3 protein-coding genes are annotated in these 2,509 nt (G+C 71.4%); all 3 read left to right on the top strand.

The window, feature by feature from the left end:
* Window positions 1-14 precede the first annotated feature (14 nt).
* The gene (locus ABZ646_RS44815) at window positions 15-1,052 is read left to right on the top strand and encodes an ABC transporter permease (protein WP_360533042.1); all 1,038 of its coding nucleotides are present in this window, start codon (window positions 15-17) and stop codon (window positions 1,050-1,052) included.
* The gene (locus tag ABZ646_RS44810; protein ID WP_360533039.1) at window positions 1,049-2,047 is read left to right on the top strand and encodes an ABC transporter permease; all 999 of its coding nucleotides are present in this window, start codon (window positions 1,049-1,051) and stop codon (window positions 2,045-2,047) included. Before ABZ646_RS44815 ends, ABZ646_RS44810 begins: the two co-directional genes overlap by 4 nt.
* A partial coding sequence (locus ABZ646_RS44805) for an ATP-binding cassette domain-containing protein (protein WP_360533036.1) occupies window positions 2,044-2,509 on the top strand: 466 nt, incomplete at its 3' end. The genes ABZ646_RS44810 and ABZ646_RS44805, both read left to right, overlap by 4 nt.

The following is a 2,509-nucleotide window of genomic DNA, read 5'->3' as shown; positions in this document are numbered from 1 at the left end:
GGTGAAGTAGTGACGTGAGCGAGGTACTTGTCGCCCCCCAGGCCCCCGAGGCAACCGCCTCGGGGGTTTCGGGGGCTCGTCGGTTCTGGCGGCGGCTGCGTGCGCAGCGGGCCGCCGTGGTCGCGGCGGGAATCGTCGCGCTGCTCGTCCTGGTCGCGCTCGCCGCGCCACTGCTCACCGCCCTGGAGGGCCAGGACCCCACCACCTACCACCCCGCCCTGGTGGACTCCGCGCGCGGTGGCGTGCCCATCGGCTCCCTCGGCGGCATCGGCGCCGACCACTGGCTCGGCGTCGAACCGCAGACCGGCCGGGACCTGTTCGCGCGGCTCGTCTACGGCGCCCGGGTCTCGCTCGGCGTCGCCCTGGCGGCGACCACCGTGCAGGTCTTCCTCGGTGTCGTCGTCGGTGTCACGGCCGGACTCGGCAACCGATGGGTTGATCAACTGTTGAGCAGGATCACCGACATCATCGTCGCCATGCCGTTGATCATCATGGCCCTGGCCCTGCTGGCCGTCGTGCCCAGCAGCTTCCCGCGGCCGGTCCTGGTCTCCCTCATCATCGGCTTCGTCGCCTGGGGCACCATCGGCAAGATCACGCGTGCCGCGACGCTCTCCCTGAAGAACCTCGACTACGTGGCCGCCGCGCGGCTCAGCGGCTGGAGCACCTGGCGGATCGCCCGCCGGGAACTGCTGCCCGGCCTCGCCGCGCCCGTCATCACCTATGCCGCCCTCATGGTGCCGGCCAACATCTCCATCGAGGCCGCGCTGTCCTTCCTGGGCGTCGGAGTGAAGCCCCCGACCCCGTCCTGGGGCCAGATGCTCACCTCCGCCAACGTCTGGTACCAGGCGGCCCCGCAGTACCTGCTGCTGCCCGCGGGCGCCCTCTTCGTGACCGTGCTCGCGCTCACGGTCTTCGGTGACGGCGTCCGCACCGCCCTCGACCCGCGCTCGGCCTCCCGGCTGCGCGTCGGAACCGGCCGCAAGCAGGAGACGAAGGCGGACGCCGGGCCGCGGACGGCGCAGCCGGACGCCGCGAAGGAGGGCCGGTCATGAACGGCTTCGCCGGATTCGCGCTGCGCCGTGCCGTGGGCGCGGTCATCACCCTGCTGGCCATCTCGGTCATCGTCTACGTCGTCTTCTACGTCACCCCCGGCAACGTCGCCCAGATCACCTGCGGCCCCCGCTGCTCGCCGGAACAGGTGCACCAGGTCGCCCAGCAACTCCGGCTCGACGACCCGCTGTACGTGCGCTACTGGCACTTCCTGCAGGGCATCGTCGCCGGCCAGGACTACTCCACCGGCACCTCCGTCGCGCACTGCGCGGCACCCTGCCTCGGGCTCTCGTACCAGAGCGACCAGCAGGTCATGCAGATCATCCTCACCAAACTGCCGGTCAGCCTGTCGCTGGTGATCGGTGCGATGCTGCTCTGGCTGCTGCTGGGCGTCGGCACCGGCATCCTCTCCGTCTGGCGGCGCGGCCGGTTCACCGAGCGCGCCCTGACCGGCCTCACCCTGGCCGGCATCTCCACGCCGGTCTTCGTCATCGGCCTCGTCCTGATGATCGTGGTCTGCGGGCAACTGGAGCTGCTGCCGTTCCCGGAGTACGTCTCCTTCGCCGACGACCCCGAGCAGTGGGCCTGGAACCTGCTGCTGCCCTGGGTGACCCTCGCGGTCGCCGAAGCGGCCTACTTCGCCCGGCTGACCCGGGCGTCGATGCTGGAGACCCTCGCCGAGGACCACATCCGCACCTTCCGGGCCTACGGCGTCGGCGAGCGGGCGATAGTCGGCCGGCACGCGCTGCGCGGCGCGCTCGCGCCGGTCATCGCCCTGAACGCCAACGACGTCGGCAGCGCGGTCGGGGGAGCCGTGCTCATCGAGACCCTCTTCGGTCTCCCCGGCATCGGCCAGGAACTCGTCCACGCCGTCACCGTGGTCGACCTGCCCGTGGTCGTCGGCATGGTTCTGGTCATCGGCTTCTTCGTGGTCCTCGCCAACGCCGTCGCGGACGTGCTGTATACGCTGGCCGACCGACGGGTGGTACTGACGTGAGTCTCGTCCAAGTCACTGACCTGACCGTCGAGTTCGGGGACCTGCGGGCCGTGGACGGGCTCTCGTTCACCCTGGCGGCGGGTGCCGCCCTCGCCCTGGTCGGCGAGTCCGGCTCCGGCAAGTCCACGGTCGCCTCGGCCCTGCTCGGCCTGCACCACGGCACGGGCGCGCGGGTCAGCGGCTCGATCGAGGTCGCCGGGGTCGACGTACAGGCCGCCTCCGACGACGAACTGCGGCGACTGCGCGGTGCGAAGGCGGCGATGGTCTTCCAGGACCCGCTGTCCTCCCTGGACCCCTACTACGCGACAGGCGACCAGATCGCCGAGGTGTACCGCGTGCACGCGCGCGTGTCACGGCGAGCCGCACGCGCGCGTGCCGTGGAGGTGCTCGACCGGGTCGGGATGTCCGGGCCATGGCCTCCAGCAGGGGCGCAGCCTCCCGCGTCCAGCTCTCGTGCCGGAC

The organism is Streptomyces sp. NPDC007162 (genome assembly GCF_040634175.1).
Taxonomy (GTDB): Bacteria; Actinomycetota; Actinomycetes; order Streptomycetales; family Streptomycetaceae; genus Streptomyces.
The sequence above is the reverse complement of the archived record's forward strand: the minus strand, read 5'-3'. Positions and strand labels throughout refer to the sequence as shown.

What these genes read in the sequence shown, in the direction of transcription:
- ABZ646_RS44810 (WP_360533039.1), top strand. Translation starts at nt 1,049, where the DNA reads ATGAACGGCTTCGCCGGATTCGCGCTGCGCCGTGCCGTGGGCGCGGTC.